Below are 17,827 nucleotides of genomic sequence, written 5' to 3'. Positions count from 1 at the left end.
TTTTCAAAATAGGATTTTAATACGCAAGTATTACTGCTGAAGTTAGCCACCAAGCTCTTTAATTAAACTTTCTGTCATTGTTTTCTGTGCTTCATTATTTGAATATTGTAATGCAGATTTGGCAAGTTTGATAGCTTTTTCCTTCTGATTGGTTGCTACATACATTTTTGCTAAGCTATAATTAGTCACAAAGACAGTCGGATATTTTGTATAGTTTAATAAATAAATTGTGGCAGCCTCCTTTTCCTTTTTCTGAGCCATTAGCGAATTAGCATAGGCATTAAGCTGTGGAGCAGTTCCGTAAGTAATGGCTTCTTTCATCAATACATCGGCATCTGCAATCTTATTTTCTTTAATCAGGTAATTGGCTTTTGCACTTAACGTAAGAAAATTACGCTCTCCTGGAAAAGACGAACCCATCGCTTTATCAGCCCAAATTGAGCCTTGTGCTAGTTCGTAGTTGTTGCGTAAACAGAAATTAGCAGCCTGAAGCAAGGCGCTGGAAGAAAAGCCTTTCGGGGTTTCGAGTTCACGTTTAAAGCTTGCAAACTGAGTTTTCAATAAATCAACTTGTACTTTGAATGGAATTCGGCGCTTTTCCCAAAGCAATGCAATCGCAGCACTATTGTCGGTCTGGTTCTCAAACTCGAACTTCATCCATTCTACACCTTTGTCTAAAGTTTCGTTTTTAACAGTTACCTGCAATACATCATCAGCTGGATCATAACTAAAACTGCCCCAGGCAGTGGTATTCTTATTAAAAATAACGATAGTTTCTTTTTCGCTGCAATTCATAAAAAGGCCATATTTTCCTGCTGGGAGCACCTTGCCTTCTACCATTACATCTGTAGAAAAACTGATTGTCGTACTTTCATTTGCACCAACCCGCCATGGAGCTGCTTTACTAGCACCAAATTGTTGGTCCGTTAAACCGTAAAAAGCTAAGTTAGTCCCCCAAATCTTACCTTCTCTACCTTTAACTCCTGGACGATTATAATCTATTTTTACCTCACAAAGCCCGATGTTTTCAGAAACAGATGCCTTTTTATTACCGCCAGCATTAGGAGTAGTTAAAGGTTGTAATTGTGCAAATACCTGATGAGCGCCCAACAACAATGCAATTAGTAGCAATTTTTTCATAATATTTTTTTTAGTGATTGATTATTTATCGACTTAGCCTTACTAAGGTAGCAACATATAGAAATTAAAATACTAAACTTATGTAATTTGGTTAATCTTTATGCGAATATTTAGCGAGTTATTCTGATTTATTATAACTAATAGAAAGCATATGAAAGATATAAGCCAGCTGACGACTGTTGGAATAATTGCTTCATCATTTTAACAAGCAAGCGGATATAAAAAAAGGACATCCCATATTGGAATGTCCTAGGTGGAGAATATCGGATTCGAACCGATCACCTCTTCACTGCCAGCGAAGCGCTCTAGCCAAATGAGCTAATCCCCCCTTTTTTAATATTTTACCTCCCAACCAATCATCCTTTCAAGCCTAGCGAAGCGATCTAGCCAAATGTGCTAATCCCCCCTTTTTTAATATTTTACCTCCCAACCAATCATCCCTTTCAAGCCTAGCGAAGCGCTCTAGCCAAATGAGCTAATCCCCCAGTTGGGCAACAAAAGTAATTAAAAGTTAAACTTTGGCAAACTTTTATAATTAATATATTCCTAGAGCTTTTAAGAATAATCGTATTGATTTTTAACTAGTTAATTAATAGACTATTGCAAATGACTAATAATTGCTATTTTAGAGGTCCTATATGCGCTCAAAATCATCAATTATAATAAGACTTGCTGTTTTATTACTGCTTTTTTTGGCAGGTAATTTCGCTAGTGCGCAAACTATAGGACCAGCTCCTGCACCAAGAGACATCTCCGAAATTAAACAAATGCCAGCATCGGCTGATAAAATTATACAGTTGATCCGATATGCCCGTAACCCAAGGGTTATTTATAACGATGAGATTAAGCAATTATTAGAAGAGGCATTACAAATGGCACAGGAATTAAAAAAAGACGACCTCATAGTTGGTTTAATTTCCACAAAGGCAATTATAGAACTGGGCTTAGGCAATCAAGAAACTGCAATTACTTTCATCAAACAAGCCGAAACATACTTACCTAAACTAAATGATACTCAAGCGGCCAGCTTATATGGCGATTTAGCAAGAATTTATAATAGGACTGGAAATACAGAAAAAGCATCTTTTTATTTTGATAAAATTGAATCATTAACAAAAGATAAGCCGTTGCTTATTTTTCAGCGGGTAATTAATTTAAGGAATAGAACAAATTTAGACGTAAGAACCGGAAACTATGAGAAAGTAAAGTCTAATTATGAATTAGCTATTAAATTATCTAAAGAAAGTAATAATCCTGCTTTATTAAAAGACACACGTTTTGCTTATGCAAACACTCTTTTAAATTTCCGTAAAGATGATGAAGCATTTTCGATATTAAAAGACCTAATCCCTGAATTGGAAAATTCAATTAATGATAAGACAGGGACGTTTTTAGAAATACTATCTAGAAACTACGAGAAAACAGGTGATTACAAAAATGCTTTTATCTACTCAGAAAAAGCATTTAACTTACCAAATGCAACTGTTCAACAAAGGGGGAATAATATAAACAGAATGATTTTATTATCCTTTTTATTGAAGAATTATAGCAATTTCGACAGCTATTACCTAGAGCATAAGAAATATGGAATGGACCAAAATAGCTTACATTCTAAAAAGCAATATCAACTAGCCAAAAGTAGGTATTTTGATGCCAAGGAGAACATAAAATTTGCCAAAAACAATTACTTGAAGGCCTTAAAATTTGAAATGGGCGAACAACTGACACCAAGCCTTGATGTTGAGATTTTAACTGGCTTAGCAAATATTTATGCTCGTGAAGGCAACACAGATTCTGCCTCATTTTATTTAAGAAAGGCAGAAAATGCATTAAAAAAATATAATTTACCCCCTGCAGCAAGATTAATCTATGCCAATGCCCTTAAAAACTTTAGTCAATATAAGCCTGTTAGTCAAGATACCTTGCTTAAAAACCTTGAGCAAGAAATGCATTTAAAAGATACCTTATACCAAATGCGTTTATCTAAAATTACTGATGAGCTTGGAACAAAATATAGCGTAACAGAAAAGCAACGTGAACTAGAATTAGCTAAAAAACAACAACAACTCCAGACCTTAGAAATTAAACAACAAAAACAAAAAAATTGGATAACCATAATAGGTTCTATTATTGGTGTTTTAATTTTTGCTGGGATAGCTTATTTTATACATCAGAAAAAAGAACGAGCATTGATTATTTATAATGCAGAATTAAACGATTTAAAGAATCAGCACAGAATTGACATCATGAATACCTTAACGGATGCACAAGAGCAAGAAAAGAAAAGAATTGCCGAACGCTTACATGATGAGGTTGGTGCCATGCTTTCTATAGCTAAGCTTAACATTAACACTTTAAAAGAAGATGTTTTTGCAGTAGATAGTGATGCCGATAAAAAATTACAGGTTACTAAAAATTTAATGAATGACATTAGTGATACTGTAAGGAATATTAGCCATAATTTAATGCCGATTGCTTTAGAAAAATATGGATTTAAAACTGCTATATTAGACTTACTTAAGTCTATAAAGGCAGCAAATAGCTTAAATGTAGAATATTTGATTGAAGGTTTGGAAAAAACTGAAAACTGGCCGCAAAACTTCATATTGAGCACGTACAGAATTATTCAAGAAATATTAAATAACGCAATTAAACACGCAGAAGCAACCCATCTATTGGTACAAATAATAGAATTGGAGAACGCCATTACCATTTACATTGAAGATAATGGAAAAGGCATTGAACCTGAAAACCTTGATAAAGATGGGGCTGGAATGAAGCTTTTAAAAACAAACGTTGATTATTTATCAGGAAAATTGGAAATAAATGGAAAGCCAAATGAGGGAACTTTTGCACTGATAGAATTACCGATACCAAAACCAACGGAAGCATGACGATACAGATAATATTAGCCGATGACCATCCTGTTGTTTTAAAGGGTATAAGTGCTCATTTTAGTCAAGATGATCGCTTTAAAGTCACTGCTATGGTTAATAACGGCTTGGAACTGCTTAATTCATTGGTTTTAGAGAAAGCTGACGTTATTTTGCTAGACTTAAACATGCCTGGTCTTGATGGCTTAAAAGCAATAACTGCACTTAAGGAAAAAGGAATAAAGGCAAAAATCATAGTTTTAACTAATTATCATTCTTTTGAACTGGTTAAAGATTGTAAACTCCGTGGCGCTAGTGCTTATATTGTGAAATCTGATGAATTACAAAACTTAGCCAGCACTATTTTAAATGTAATGGCTGGTAAGGAAGTTTTCCCTAATTTCGATGAAAAAGAAATTCAAGATGTTAGTTTTTCTTATTTCGATGATTTTCTTAAAAAATACCGTCTTACCAAAAGAGAGGTAGAAATCATAAGATTGGTTTGCCAAAATTTAAGAACTAAAGACATTGCAGAGCGATTATATTTATCTGAATTTACAGTACATACGCATAGAAAAAACATCATGCGTAAACTAGAGTTATCAGACTCCACTGTTGCCCTTTATGAATTTGCCATAAAGGCAAATCTGATAAGTTAGCTTTATACTGATTCATATTTATCACTTCTTCTCATCCTATTATTCTCCCCAATAATAATGTTCAAATTCATAAATAAAAAACTAGACTCTATTTTCGAGTATGACACAGATCCTCTCAATAAAGTAAGGGCTCAATTTTTAGTAAACGCCTTATTAATTAGCCTAATAGTTATTTTTATAACCCTGCCTACATTCTACAATAGTTTATCACGAACCATACTTTTTACAAGATCTATCCTAATTGCCCTTGTTCAAATTGCTCTTATATGGGTGCTATTAAACACCTCTAAATGGAAATTAGTAGCTCATGCCTCTTGTTTAATTTTGGCCATGTTGATATGGTCAAATGTAGTTATACATGTTCAAGGCGTAAAAATAATCTCACTACAATGGATGTTGTTATTGATTATAATGGGTTATTATTTATTGGGTACTAAATGGGGAATTTTTTATTCCTTGATTAGCTTACTATTTATGCTCTCTTACTTTGCCCTTTTCGGCAGAAATGCAATGACAACTGTAAGTGCAGTCGATGCAAATAGTTTTGGTTTCATTACGGTCTTTTCCTTTAATTTTTTGCTAATCATGTATGTTCAATATCATTTCTTTAGTGCGTTTAACCTCACTATTAAAAGATTAAATGAAAAACAAGCAGAAGAAAAATCACTAAATGAAAAATTAACAGCAGCTATCATCATCGCAGAACAATCTACAAAGGCAAAGTCTTATTTTTTATCTACAATTTCTCATGAGCTAAGAACTCCACTAAATGGAGTTATTGGCATGACTGATGTGCTATTATTAGACAATCCCAGAGAAGACCAAATGGAAAATCTTGGTATGTTGAAATTTTCAGCTAATAACTTATTATCATTAATTAACGATGTTTTAGATATTAATAAAATTGAATCAGGGAAAATTACAATGGAAAAAACTCCATTTTTAATTTATCAATTAGTTAATAGTATTTATGCTGGATTTAAGCTTAAAGCAAATGAAAAAAACTTGAGTTTTACGTTAAAAATAGATGAAAACCTAAAAGATATCGCTGTTATTGGAGATCCAACGAGGCTCACTCAAATACTCGTAAACTTAATAGACAATGCTTTAAAATTCACTTCAGTTGGAAATGTGTATATAATTGTTTCGTTTAAAGAAAATGAAGAAGATAAAATAAAACTGTACTTTCGTATTAGTGATACTGGTATTGGCATCCCCCAAGATAAGCAAGAATTAATTTTCGAATCTTTTTCTCAAGCTTCTAGCAGCACAACACGCAAATATGGCGGCACCGGACTTGGCCTTGCTATTGTTAAGAACTTATTAGAATTACATCAAAGTAAAATCACCACTAGAAGCAAGGTAGGAGAAGGAACATCATTTGAATTTGAAATTAACTATAAGTTACATAATTTAGAGATAAACACAAACGAAACAACAGACTATAAAAACAACAATGAAATGGATATTAGCAATTTAAATATATTGGTAGCCGAAGACAATCAAATGAATATTCTTTTGATGAGAAAACTTCTGGCTAAATGGGATATTAAACCAGACTTTGCTGCAAATGGTTCTGAAGCAGTGGAGGCTTTTAAAGCAAAAAACTATGACCTCATTTTAATGGACATCCATATGCCTTTAATGGATGGATATGAAGCCACTGCCATCATTAGAGCTGATGAAAACAAGAATAAAGCTGAGGTTCCAATTATTGCTTTAACTGCTTCTGTAGCATTAGATGTTAGAAATAAAATAGCCGAGGCTGGAATTAATGATTTTGTTTCTAAACCATTTAACCCTGAGGAACTGAGAGGAAAACTAGAAGAGATTGCATCTAGGAAGTAAACAAAAAAAGGCTGAATTAAATTCAGCCTTTTTTGTTTAAACGATGTTCGTTATTTCTTCTCAGTAGAGAATGAATAAGGAAAAGCTGTTTCACTTACTCCTCTAGTTTTGTTTGGAGTTGCTGACATACCAAATTCTAAAACACCACCTTTTTGTAAGGCCGAATGGCTTAACCAATTTTTATCATAACTAGCTCCATTAACTTTCAAAGTTTGAATGTACTTGTTGCTTTCGCTATTTGCTGGTGCATTGATCACAACAGTTTTCCCATTTTCAAGTGTTAAAGTTACCTTTTTAAACAAAGGCGCCCCAATTACGTATTGATCTGTTGCTGGGGTAACTGGATAAAATCCCATTGCCGAGAACACATACCAAGCAGAAGTTTGACCATTGTCTTCATCTCCGCAATAACCGTCTGGTGTAGCTGCGTACATTCTGTTCATGGTTTCTCTTACCCAATATTGTGTTTTCCAAGGTGCCCCACCATAATTATATAAATAAATCATGTGTTGTATTGGTTGGTTACCGTGTGCATACTGACCCATATTTGCAATTTGCATTTCACGAATCTCATGAATAACACCCCCATAGGCACTCTCATCAAAAATTGGAGGCATTGAGAAAACAGAGTCTAGCTTATTTACAAACTTAGCATTACCACCCATCAGCTTTGCTAAACCTGCTACATCTTGGAACACCGACCATGTATAATGCCAACTGTTTCCTTCAGTAAAATCGCCTCCCCATTTAAATGGACTAAATGGAACAGAAAATGTACCATCTGTTTTTTTACCTCTCATTAAACCAGTTGCTGGATCAAACAAGTTTTTATAGTTCATGCTTCTCTTAGCATAAATATCTATTTCACTTGCAGGTTTACCCAAAGCCTTACCAAACTGGTAAATAGCAAAATCATCGTATGCGTATTCTAAAGTTCTAGCAGCACTTTCATTCAATTTTGTATCATTCGGTACATAACCTAGCTCATTATAATATTTAACGCCTGCACGTCCAACAGCTGTCATTGGGCCTTCATTATTAGCGCCATGTTTTAATGCTTCCCACAAAGTTTCTGTATCATAACCACGCATACCTTTTATATAAGCATCTGCAACTACAGATGCAGAGTTGTTACCAATCATGATATTGGCATAACCAGGGCTACTCCATTCTGGCAACCATCCACCTTCTTTATAATCGTTAATTAATCCTTCTTGCATTTCTTTGTTTATTGAAGGATAAACCAAATTTAAGAATGGATAAAGCGCTCTAAATGTATCCCAGAAACCTGTACCTGCAAACATGTAACCTGGCAAAACTTTTCCGTTATACGGACTCCAGTGAACAATTTTATTATTTGCATCAATTTCATACAATTTGTTAGGAAAGAAAAGAGTCCTATAGAATGATGAATAAAAAGTACGGGTTTGATCAACTGTACCACCTTCTACAGCAATTCTGCTTAAAGTTTTGTTCCAAATCGCCTTTGCTTTTGCTTTAGTTACATCGAAACTATCATTTGCCAATTCTCTTTTTAAACTGATTTCAGCTTGTTCAAAACTAATGAATGAGGACGCAACCTTTACGTTTACCTTTTCGCCATTGGTAGTTTTAAAGCCTATAACTGCACCGGTATGATCGCTAGTTAATTCTAAATCTTTATTATTTAACTTATTACCAGACCAAGTTTTTGCAACTGTAAAAGCTTTATCAAAATAAATTACAAAGTAGTTTTTGAAATTAGCAGGCAAGGGTCCACGGGCGTATTTAGCCGTATAACCAATTATTTTACGCTCTTCTGGAATGATTTTAATGTATGAACCTTTGTTCAATGCATCAACTACCACAAAAGAACTGTCGCTTTTAGGATAAGTAAAACGAAATTGCGCCGCTCTTTCTGTTGGCGTAATCTCTGTTGTTACATTTGCATCTGCAAGATAAACACTATAATAATAAGGTTTGGCAATTTCTGCTTTGTGCGAAAACCAACTTGCTCTGTCGTCTTCATTAAACTTCAACTTGCCAGTTACCGGCATAATAGCAAACTGCCCGTAATCATTCATCCATGGAGATGGTTGGTGAGTTTGTTTAAAACCACGAATTTTGTCTTGGTCGTATTGGTACGCCCAACCATTACCCATTTTTCCTGTTTGCGGTGTCCAAAAATTCATTCCCCAAGGCACAGCAATAGCTGGATAAGTATTTCCATTAGAAAGGTCTGGTTTAGACTGAGTGCCCATCAGAGGATTAATCCACTCCACAGGATCTGTAATTTTACCTACAGTTTGCGCCGAAAGACCAAGTCCAGCGAACATTAAAGCGGTAGTTAATAATTTCTTAATCATTATTTATTGAGGTTAAAGATTGTTGGTTCAGTTCTATTGTTAAATTGTTAGGTTTACTAAACACCTGGATTTGCAGCGTAAGTTGCCCAAAGTTCATCCACAGTTTTACCTGTTAAATCTTTCCAAATTGTATCCTTATAAGTATGACTTCGCATTGCGTTATCTAATTTAACTACAATTCCTCTATTACCATTTGTTTCTAACCAGTTTAAAAAACGAGCAGTAACACGGTAAGCATTCTTATAACTATGCTCTGGTTTAAAAGCTGGCAAAGCCCATTTCGCTCCAGCATTATCTACGCCATATTTAAAACGGACATAATCTGCAATGCCTTCTGTTAACCAACCTGGCCCGCTTCCTCCGCCGTAGCTCTGCACCACATGCATTACCTCGTGTGTTACCACATCAATATCCCCTGGATTTTTCACAAACCATTGTGGATTGTAAACAATCCTGCCACCACCAGTTGCAGCAACTGCAGTATAGGCAGTATCTACATGAAAGACAACTTCTTTTGCCGTGTTTTTATTAAAATCATTAGCAAGTTCTGGATAAACCTTAAAGAAGGTTTTTACCATTCTCGCTTTAAAAGCTGGGTCGAAGTTTTTATAATTGTTTTTAAAGATTAACGTATAACCTTTTTCTTTAAAAGTTTCGGTTTCTTGAGCTTTAGCAAAGCTGAGACCAAAAGCAAACGCTAGAATAATTGGAAGAATTTTGTTCATTGGTTGTTTAGTTTTATTTATACTTTTTCGGTTTTGTTGACTGTTAAATCCCAAGAACTTGCTGCGCCAATTAAAGCAGCATGTTCATTTAGTTCAGTAATTTTAATTTCGGTATGAAGATGAAGGGCTTTCAAATTTTCTATTAAATGAGGAGCAAATAAATTGAAGGCTTGAGAAATATTACCACCCAAAATAACAACTTCGGATTTTGTTTCTTTAATAATATCAGCTAAGAAATGTCCCAATCCACGGCCAAACTCATTAAATACTTGCATGGCATGTAAATCAGTTTTTACAACATCGGCCAATTCTTTAACACCAGCTAACTCTATACCTGTTAAACTTTTATACTTGTTTACAAACCACCTTGTAGAAAAATAATCTTCGGCTATACCATTTAAAAATTTCGAATTCCATAGTTCTGCATCTGTTGATTGTCCATTAACAACTACTGCCGAACCAAGCCCAGTTCCTAATGTTAAACCTAATGCCTTGTCATATCCTTGAGCCGCACCACAAAAAACTTCACCTTGCATAAAAGCAGCAGCGTCATTCATAAACTTAATATCAGATGCCTGGATATTTAAACGTTGAGCCAATTCATGCTTGATATTTAACTGGTATAAAGACTTGAATTTATCTTGATCTTTTATCAGTGAAATTCCATTTTCATAATCAAATGGGCCAGGCATTGCAATTCCAATTCTTTTTATTTCGCCTTCGCAACACTCAAAAGATTCATTAATTATTTCTGTCCAACCTTTTAAAATGTTTTCTGCTGATCCACTTGAGTCTATGTGCTTTCTTTTGATTGATTTAGGAATCAACCCTTTTTTTTCTATATCTACTATTCCTGTAGTGATATGAGACCCTCCTATGTCTACACCTAATATTAATGGTGTAAACTTCATTGTACTATTATCTTCTTTCATTAAATCCCGAGCAGCACTCATTCTAAATGGTATATTTTTTAATAAAGGTATTGTTAAATCGATTTACCTCATAAAAAAAGGAACTTTATTTATTGATTCCATTATCATTTTTACAATCTCTTCAACTTTATATGTAATCATTTAGATATTTCCTTACCACTATATGTTAAATCAACAGTTGGATTTTTTGCATAGGCGGCCCAAAGTTCAGGCAATGTTTTACCAGTTAATGTTAGCCAAGATTGCTCATTATACTGATGTGCTCTTAATTGGGTATCTAATGTAGATATAAGGCCTGGTTTAATGTTTTTTTCTAACCAAACAAAAAAACGAGCAGTTATGCGATAACTATTTGTATAATTTTGCTTTTCGTTATAATTAGGCAAACTCCATTTAGAACCAATATTGTCAACCCCATACTTATACCTCACATAATCAGCTATGCCTTCTGTTAACCAAACAGGCCCAGCGCTATAGCCATAGCCTTGTGCAATGTGCATGGTTTCATGGGTTACTACATCAATGTCTGTTGGGTGTGCTTTCATGTAACCAGCACTAAACAATATACGGCCTCCACTGGCTTCCGCTACAGCTTTATAAGCTGTGTCTACTACAAAGAGTACTTCTTTAGTAGAGTTCTTATTGAACGTTTTCACCAATTTTGGATATACTTTAAAATAAGTATCAATTAAATTCTTCTTAACATTTTGATCTAAATTTGGGTCTTTGCTGATAAAAACCAATTGATAGCCTTTCTTTTTTATAGTATCTGAAGAGACCCAATTTTTTGCAAACTTAACTCTTAATTCTTTTTCAAATTTTGAACTGTTTTTCAAGAACCAATTGCTATTTACGACGATTTTACCAGCTTGTGCTGTTAAGCTTTCTACCAGAACATCAGAAATTTCTAATGTTACATCTCTTTTAGTTCTGTAACCATCTGCTCTGGCAAACTCAGGATAAACAACATTGAATGCCTCTGTTATTTTTGTCTTTTGTTGATCATCAACTTTGTTATTGGGATCTAGTATGGTTAACTTAAAACCTTGGTTTCTTTGTGCAAATGAGAATTGTGCAAATACCGAAAGCAAAATGATGGTGCTAATTTTTTTAAACATTTGTGTGTGTGTGTTTTGTGTTAAAGATGTTAACCTTACATCTTTTAATTATTCTTAATATGTGATACTAGAAAAGGTAGATTTTGCAGTTGTTAACTGAACTGTCCAATCATTTCCTTTTTCATCTTTATTGCCGAAAGCGTTTAATGCAAGTGTCTTTAAATCTGTGCCCGCTGCACCGCTCCAGAAATGAACAAACTCTCCAAAATTCATTTTCCTGCTGTATTCTGGATAGGTTGTTACCCCATTGTTAAAAGTTGTTTTTGGAAAGTGTTCTGCCAATAGTGTGAAAAATTTATTCAGCACTGCTGATTTTCCATAACCATTATAAATTGGGTAAAACCAATCTTTAAACCAATGTGTATTTGCTCTTGGATAAGAATCTGTTCCAGCATTCATCATAGCAAACCAACGTGTTGCATCATCAGTACGATTTAAACCTAAATACACATCATATTGGTAAATTTCCATCCATTTGCTATCATGCCAAATATCAAAAGCAGGAGAACCGTGAACACCCTTTGCAGCACCTTCTACAATGTGGCCAATTTCATGTGTTGATAAATCGATGTCATTTCCAGTGCCGGTAGACCATGCATTACTTTCGTTTTTGCCACAGTCGGTAACATTACGAAAATCGTGACCTGCATCCATATAAGTAGATGGGTGACCACCACCATATTTACCAGTGTGGTAGATTACATATAACTTAGGGTCTGAACCAAATTGGCCGTACGTTTTTTTAGTATACTCCCATGCCTCTGCCATGTAAGTACTTGGCCAGGTAATAGATCTACTTACTGCATCATCATAATATACAACTACACTACCGTTGTATAAAACTCGGTTTAGTAACTGAACATGTTCAAACCAATGTTCCTTCCACTGTTTTGGCGGCGCCCCAGGAGGATCAACTATTTCTACTACAGGCGGAATAGGTTTAACAACATTCAAGTTTTGCTTTTTGGCATTACAAGAAATCATTAAAATAGCAATAGCCAACCCTGATGATAAAAGATTATTTTTCATAAAGTTTAAATTAAAAAATAAGGGTAAGCACCGTGTATAAATATTACACGGTGCTATATTATTTATTTACCAACCTGTATTTTGTACAAGCAAAGGCACTTTTTGTACTTCTTCATTAGGGATAGGCCACAAATAATGTTTCTTTTGGAATACTCTATTTTCTATCACTACTGGAGTAAAGAAACCTGATCCATTTTGAGTAATATTTAACCCTCTTATTTGCGTATCGGTAGTTTCTGCAATTTTCCATTCTCTTGTATAGAAATAACGATCCATTTCGAAAGCCAACTCCACTCTTCTTTCTTTGCGAATAGCTTCTCTCATATCTGAAGGAATAGGAATTGTGCCCACGCCACTACCATAAGTTGGTATACCTGCTCTTGTACGAATTCTATTCAAGTAGATTAAAATATCAGGATCTGAAGGATTACTTTCTTGCAAGGCTTCAATATAATCTAGGTAGATCTCAGCTAATCTAATTACTGTAAAAATTGGTCTTCCAGTATTTCTACCTGCAACAATTTGATGCTTTCTAGCTGTATAACCAGTTTTGGTGTAATCATTATTAGAAATATTTCCTTTACCTGCATTACCGTTAAATTCAAAGCTAGTAATGATGGTTGATTGAGGATTGATCCATCTACGTCCACTGTAAGTAATGCTTGCATAAAAACGAGGTTCACGATTAACATACATATTACTAATTACCCTAGGTGAACCTTGATCGTTTCCATCTGGCGCTTGATAACTTGATGTTCCTGAAGAAGAATATGTAGGATCTTCTTGAATAGGCAAACCGTTTACAGTAAAAAAAGCATCTACCATTTGTTGGGAAACTGATAAGAAAGAACCTCCCTTATCAGTATCTGGCGCACCAAGGTGATTAGGTGTTACAGAATACTGATAACTTCCAGCACCACCACCTCTACCAAAAATAATTTCAGAATTCCAACCGTTTAAGAAAACGTCTCTTGTAGCTACAAAAGCCCTATTGAAAGTAGTATTTGGTGTTGCTGGAGTGGTTGTTGGCACAGAAGATACGGTATATAAAGCATAGCCAGAATAATTAGGATTATTTAAGAAAGATTTAGCAGCAGTAGCCAATTTCGTCCATTTCGCCGCACTAAATGTTTGGCTAATCAATTGTTTCCCATCTTTATTTTTCAGCAATGCATAGTCCGTATTGCCATTGAATAATGGACGTGCAGCCGTTAGCAAAGCTTTAATTTTATAAGCTTCAGCCACAGACCCTGTAATGTGTCCGTAATCCTCGGTTGCTTGTGGAATTGCTGGTAAGCCAGCAACAGTTGCATCTAATTCACTTACAATGTAATCAATACACTCATCCATAGAATTACGTGGTTTGCTGATTGCTTCTAGTGGAGCGTCTGATGCAATTGGGTCATTACCCAATAATACAACCGGACCAAACATCCTTACTAAATGGTAGTAATAAATTGCTCTTACTGCCCTAGCTTCGTTTAAGTAACGATTAGTAATATCTACACCACTAATGTTACAATCTGTACATCTAGACACATTCGCCATAAAGGTACTTGCAGCCTGAATACCACGATAGTAATTTTGCCAATGGTAATTTACTTCTCCTCTAGTTGCATCCCAAGCACCTGAATTTACATTTTCACTGAAATTAGGTAGTGTATAATCTGCCTCATCAGATGCGGCAGTCCATGGGCCAACATTACCTTGTTGACTTGGAAACCTATCGTTGTTCTGATCAGGTAAATTAGCATATACGTTTGACAATGCCCTTTCTACAGTGGCTTTTCTTTCGTAAACTTGTTCAAAAGTAAGCCTATCATCAGGCACTTGATCCAAATATTTCTTACAGCTGTAATTGCTAATTGTCAGCAATGCTGCAACTGTATATATTAATGTTTTTTTCATCTTTTTAAAATTTTAAAAATTAGCAGTTAAACCTAAAGAGTAATTTGAGGTTAATGGATATCTGGTACCATTATTTGTTCCCAATTCAGGATCCCAAAGTTTGAATTTACTGAACGTGAGTAAATTGTAACCCATTGCATAAATCCTCAAACGTTTTACGCCAATAGATTTTATGCCTTCCTTAAGTGTAAAACCAATGTCTGCATTTTTTAACCTTAAAAAACTAATGTCACGAAGCCACCAAGTACTTGATCTGTAGTTATTATTATTTGTTCCACCATAAGATAAACGTGGATAAACTGCATCTTGACTAGGATTAGCAACCGTCCAACGATCTGTAGCTACGGCCAACATGTTACCTAGGCCTCCAGAAGCTGCAAAAGATGGGATGTTCAACATAACATCTGCATTATCTTGACCTTGGAAAAACATACCAAAATCGAAATTTTTATAAGTCAATGAAAAACCTGCACCATAAGTAGTACTTGCAATATCTCCTCTTCCAATGTTTGTCTCATCAAAAGCGTCGATTTTACCATCACCATTCAAATCTTTATATTTTATATCCCCTGGCATTAAAGTGCCAAACTGTGTCGGACTTGCATTAATCTCTGCTTGGCTTTCAAATAGCTTTTCTGCAATTAGGCCAAAACGTGTAGAAGCTAAGACGTTTAATCCTCTTTGCTCCATCCAAGGAAATGCTTTAGGCGCTTGGTCATTTTCGATAACTTTATCCTTATTAAAAGTAACATTAGCACGTAAATTTAAAGACCAATCTGTACTCAATTTTGCATCATATTGGATTGTACCATCAATACCTTTATTTTCAACGATACCTAAGTTTCCGATTGGAGTGTTAGCTAAACCAATATAATTTGGCACTACACCTCTACTAATGAATTGATTTTTTCTTCTCTCTTTAAATAAATCTACAATTAAAGAAAGGTTGCTGTTCAAAGCTTTTAACTCAAAGCCTAAATCCTGTTTACGAGTTTCAGCCCATGTTACATCTACTCCGTAAGCAGTAACTCCCAATCCGGCAGGCGAGATATTTCCGTTCTGTCCAAAGGTATAACCACTTGCATCACCAACTTTAGTAAGGTAATAAAAACGATCTCCTTCTGCACCTGCATATCCACCTCCGCTGCCTCCACTACCAACAATACCATCAGAATAACGGAATTTAACCATTTGGAAAGTATTTTTAAATTTCTCGAAGAATTTCTCATTCGATAATAACCACCCAATACCTATAGCTGGAAAAAAACCATAACGTTTATCTGGTGCAAAGTTCTCTGAACCATTATAACCTACGTTAAATTCGAAAAAGTATTTATTGTCGTAGGCATAGGTTGCTCTACTTGCAACACCTTGCAACCTGTAAGGAATAGAAAGTGTTAAATTACCAGCAAATGGCGTGGTGTTGTCATTCTGATTATAAAGTAACAATCCACTAACTGCATGTTTCCCAAAAACACGGTTATAGTTAACGGCAGCTTCTAAATACATTTTTTTGTCGCCACCATTGCCGATACTATAATTTAAAAAGTCTTGACCTTGTAAAACTAAAGCATATTTATAGCCAGATGCTGGATTTCCAGCCGTGATGTATGGATCAGTAGGATTAATCCTGAATAAGCTCTCTCTTTTTGTTCTAGATATTGAATTTGAGTTGTTAACATCAAAAGAGAACATTGAAGTAATAGATAAGCCAGGAGTTACTGCTTTTAAATCTTGCGTTAATCGAAGGTTAGAATATAGGGTATTACTATAACCAATTCTGTACCCATTTCTAGTGATATCTCCATAAGGATTTCTTTGATCTGCCTGTGGACTAATGCCTGGCAGACTACCATTTGGATATAAAATCGGGAAAGAAGTTGGATTGATTTGAAATGCTTGAGAAAAAATATCTTGCGCATTATATTGACTTGGATAATTGGTTTGGCCTAATATACCCTTAATGCCCAAATCCATCTTAGTGGTTCCTGTGATGTCCCAATTTAAATTCGCACTCACATTGTAACGGCTAAAGTTTTGTTTGACAGCAGAGTTTACTGCTTCGTCTGTTTTAAACAAGCCATCTTCGCCATAATAACCCAATGAAACATAGTATTTTGCATTACTAACACCACCTGATAGATTAGCGGTTGCTGATCTATTTCTACCGATCTCATTGTAAATTGCATCAAACCAATTTATGTTTGGATACAAGACAGGATCTGTACCTGCAGCAGTTTTTTGAACCGCATCTATTGGATACGCTGGATTAAAAGCACCTGCTGCCCCACCTCTGATATAGTCGTTATATTTCGCTTCATTGGCCAAGTTCATGTAATCAACTCCATCAATTAGCGTTGGCCTTTTAGTAAATCTAGTAACACCTTCATAATAGTCAACATTGATTTTTGGCGTTCCTATTTTACCCTGCTTGGTGTTAATTAAAATTACACCATTTGCACCACGGATACCGTAAACTGCAGTAGCAGCAGCATCTTTAAGAACAGTAAAGTTTTCTACATCATAAACGCTAATCTCATTTAAGTTACGATTAGGTACACCATCGATAATAACCAACGGACCTCTATCTCCACCAGTTAAAGAAGATATACCACGGATAAAGATATCAGAACCTGTAGCACCTGGTTCGCCATTTCTGGTAACATTTACTACTCCAGGTATACGACCAGCCAATAACTGGCTCATGCTCGAAACTGGCTGTTTAAGTTCGGCAGCGTTTATCGACGATTGCGCACCCACTAAACTTTCCTTTTTCTGAGTACCAAATCCAACTATCGCTACTTCCTGTAATTTAGACCCAACTGTTTCTTTCAATACAATTTCTAAAGCTGTTTTACTACCAACCTGTACCTCTTGTGTATCATACCCAACATAAGTTACTATTAGTATCGAATTCTGGTTAGGAACAGTGATAGTAAAAGCACCATTTACATCTGTAGCTGCACTTACAGAAAGGCCTTTAACTTTAATACCCGCACCAGGCAGAGGAGCACCTGTAGAGTCTTTAACAATGCCTCGGATCACAATATCTACTTGTGATTTTTTAATTGAATTAACCTTGTTCAAGTTAATAGAACTAGCCATAGCTGAAGAATAAAAACCGGCACATGCCACAAGCGTTAAAGCCATAGCAATAAGTCCACAATTTTTAAACCTGAGCATAGGCTTGGTTAAATATGTATCTTTTTTTGTCATAATTAGTTTTTGTTAAATAATTAGGTTTTGGTTT

Annotated in this window: 11 protein-coding genes and 1 tRNA gene; 3 read left to right on the top strand and 9 right to left on the bottom strand. The window is 35.1% G+C overall.

What is annotated here, in order from left to right; translation table 11 throughout:
• Nucleotides 1–42: 42 nt before the first annotated feature.
• Nucleotides 43–1,140 carry a DUF2911 domain-containing protein gene (locus R2Q59_RS00425; RefSeq protein WP_316772929.1) on the bottom strand — a complete coding sequence of 366 codons (1,098 nt, stop codon included), beginning with the start codon at nt 1,138–1,140 and terminating at the stop codon, nt 43–45.
• Between the two features lie 254 nt (nt 1,141–1,394).
• A tRNA-Ala gene (locus R2Q59_RS00420) sits at nt 1,395–1,468 on the bottom strand.
• A gap of 310 nt (nt 1,469–1,778) precedes the next feature.
• Between R2Q59_RS00420 and R2Q59_RS00415 the strand changes: the two genes are divergently transcribed.
• The 3 genes from R2Q59_RS00415 (at nt 1,779) to R2Q59_RS00405 (ending at nt 6,520) form a co-directional block, all read left to right on the top strand.
• On the top strand, nt 1,779–4,034 hold the full coding sequence (locus R2Q59_RS00415; protein ID WP_316782606.1) for an ATP-binding protein: 2,256 nt from the start codon (nt 1,779–1,781) through the stop codon (nt 4,032–4,034).
• Entirely contained in the window at nt 4,031–4,672 is a 642-nt protein-coding gene (locus R2Q59_RS00410; RefSeq protein WP_316772875.1) for a response regulator transcription factor, read from the top strand. The genes R2Q59_RS00415 and R2Q59_RS00410 overlap by 4 nt, the downstream gene beginning before the upstream one ends.
• A 330-nt stretch (nt 4,673–5,002) precedes the next feature.
• A complete protein-coding gene (locus tag R2Q59_RS00405) occupies nt 5,003–6,520 on the top strand; it encodes an ATP-binding protein (RefSeq protein ID WP_316782604.1) in 1,518 nt (505 codons plus the stop codon).
• Between the two features lie 50 nt (nt 6,521–6,570).
• Here R2Q59_RS00405 and R2Q59_RS00400 read toward each other — a convergent pair whose 3' ends face one another.
• The 7 genes from R2Q59_RS00400 to R2Q59_RS00370 all read right to left on the bottom strand — a co-directional run bounded on the left by R2Q59_RS00400 (nt 6,571) and on the right by R2Q59_RS00370 (nt 17,793).
• Nucleotides 6,571–8,865, bottom strand: coding sequence for a GH92 family glycosyl hydrolase (locus R2Q59_RS00400; RefSeq protein ID WP_316782602.1), 2,295 nt, complete (start codon nt 8,863–8,865; stop codon nt 6,571–6,573).
• Nucleotides 8,866–8,921: 56 nt separating this feature from the next.
• Complete coding sequence (locus R2Q59_RS00395) at nt 8,922–9,590, bottom strand: basic secretory protein-like protein (RefSeq protein ID WP_316782599.1); 669 nt, start codon at nt 9,588–9,590, stop codon at nt 8,922–8,924.
• Nucleotides 9,591–9,607: 17 nt separating this feature from the next.
• On the bottom strand, nt 9,608–10,543 hold the full coding sequence (locus R2Q59_RS00390) for an ROK family protein (RefSeq protein ID WP_316782596.1): 936 nt from the start codon (nt 10,541–10,543) through the stop codon (nt 9,608–9,610).
• Between the two features lie 116 nt (nt 10,544–10,659).
• Complete coding sequence (locus R2Q59_RS00385; protein ID WP_316772860.1) at nt 10,660–11,640, bottom strand: basic secretory protein-like protein; 981 nt, start codon at nt 11,638–11,640, stop codon at nt 10,660–10,662.
• Nucleotides 11,641–11,694: 54 nt separating this feature from the next.
• Entirely contained in the window at nt 11,695–12,669 is a 975-nt protein-coding gene (locus R2Q59_RS00380; protein WP_316782593.1) for a hypothetical protein, read from the bottom strand.
• A gap of 66 nt (nt 12,670–12,735) precedes the next feature.
• Nucleotides 12,736–14,577, bottom strand: a complete 1,842-nt coding sequence (locus R2Q59_RS00375) for a RagB/SusD family nutrient uptake outer membrane protein (RefSeq protein WP_316782588.1) — start codon at nt 14,575–14,577, stop codon at nt 12,736–12,738.
• A 12-nt stretch (nt 14,578–14,589) separates the two neighbouring features.
• Complete coding sequence (locus R2Q59_RS00370) at nt 14,590–17,793, bottom strand: TonB-dependent receptor (protein WP_316782584.1); 3,204 nt, start codon at nt 17,791–17,793, stop codon at nt 14,590–14,592.
• Between the last annotated feature and the right edge of the window lie 34 nt (nt 17,794–17,827).

This window comes from Pedobacter frigiditerrae (genome assembly GCF_032678705.1).
Classification (GTDB): Bacteria; Bacteroidota; Bacteroidia; order Sphingobacteriales; family Sphingobacteriaceae; genus Pedobacter; species Pedobacter frigiditerrae_A.
The sequence above is the reverse complement of the archived record's forward strand: the minus strand, read 5'-3'. Positions and strand labels throughout refer to the sequence as shown.

Bases quoted from the DNA above. Each gene is read 5' to 3' on its own strand.
- R2Q59_RS00425 (WP_316772929.1), bottom strand. From the start codon at position 1,140: ATGAAAAAATTGCTACTAATTGCATTGTTGTTGGGCGCTCATCAGGTA.
- R2Q59_RS00415 (WP_316782606.1), top strand. From the start codon at position 1,779: ATGCGCTCAAAATCATCAATTATAATAAGACTTGCTGTTTTATTACTG.
- R2Q59_RS00410 (WP_316772875.1), top strand. From the start codon at position 4,031: ATGACGATACAGATAATATTAGCCGATGACCATCCTGTTGTTTTAAAG.
- R2Q59_RS00405 (WP_316782604.1), top strand. From the start codon at position 5,003: ATGTTGATATGGTCAAATGTAGTTATACATGTTCAAGGCGTAAAAATA.
- R2Q59_RS00400 (WP_316782602.1), bottom strand. From the start codon at position 8,865: ATGATTAAGAAATTATTAACTACCGCTTTAATGTTCGCTGGACTTGGT.
- R2Q59_RS00395 (WP_316782599.1), bottom strand. From the start codon at position 9,590: ATGAACAAAATTCTTCCAATTATTCTAGCGTTTGCTTTTGGTCTCAGC.
- R2Q59_RS00390 (WP_316782596.1), bottom strand. From the start codon at position 10,543: ATGAGTGCTGCTCGGGATTTAATGAAAGAAGATAATAGTACAATGAAG.
- R2Q59_RS00385 (WP_316772860.1), bottom strand. From the start codon at position 11,640: ATGTTTAAAAAAATTAGCACCATCATTTTGCTTTCGGTATTTGCACAA.
- R2Q59_RS00380 (WP_316782593.1), bottom strand. From the start codon at position 12,669: ATGAAAAATAATCTTTTATCATCAGGGTTGGCTATTGCTATTTTAATG.
- R2Q59_RS00375 (WP_316782588.1), bottom strand. From the start codon at position 14,577: ATGAAAAAAACATTAATATATACAGTTGCAGCATTGCTGACAATTAGC.
- R2Q59_RS00370 (WP_316782584.1), bottom strand. From the start codon at position 17,793: ATGACAAAAAAAGATACATATTTAACCAAGCCTATGCTCAGGTTTAAA.